At 48.0% G+C, this 679-nt stretch carries 1 protein-coding gene and 1 pseudogene; both read right to left on the bottom strand.

The features are described 5' to 3' along the window. Nucleotides 1-250: pseudogene (locus R7Q48_RS27785) on the bottom strand (peptide ABC transporter permease); the annotation flags it as partial. Continuing rightward, nucleotides 237-679, bottom strand: a 443-nt coding sequence (locus R7Q48_RS27790) for an ABC transporter permease subunit (RefSeq protein WP_318133509.1), incomplete at its 5' end; no start/stop codon positions are given. The pseudogene R7Q48_RS27785 and the gene R7Q48_RS27790, both read right to left, overlap by 14 nt.

Here is a 679-nt window from a genome sequence, read left to right on the forward strand (position 1 = left end):
GACCTAAGTCATCGGTTCCTAAAAAGTAATCGACGGTGCCCGCTGGTGCCCATGAAGGGGGAACGAGTAACTCACCAGATTGTGCTTGTGGATCAAACGGGGCAAGCCACGGAGCTAAAATGGTGATCAATACAATCAAGCCTAAACACCACAAGCCAAACATCGCTAACCCGTTAGCGCGGTAACTACGCCAAAATCGCTCAAACTGAGTTGGAATGCGTTCTTCCTGATAAACGTTATTTGTTAGCATACCATTCCTTTCTCACCAGAGGGTTGATCATGGCGCCAATCAAGTCCGAAAGGATATTGGCAGTTAATACGAGTGTCGCAAGCACCATTACTCCTGCTTGGATTGAGGCGTAATCTTGATTGGCAAGTGCATCCAGCAACCAGCGACCAATGCCCGGCCAGTTAAAAATCGACTCGGTGATGATCGCTAAAGTGATCATGCTAGATAGCTGAACCCCAACTTTTGGAATGATAGGCGGAATGGCGTTACGCATTACGTGCTGAGTGACGATCTCACGATTCGATAAACCTTTGATTCGGGCAGCGCGAATGTAGTTTTGGCTCATAACTTCTGCAACAGATGCACGCATCAAACCAACAACTTGAGTCGTAGGTGCTAACGCCAGAACCAAACACGGCAGAACCATGTGCTCGATGACACTTTGCAGTG

Source organism: Vibrio sp. 378 (assembly GCF_033339435.1).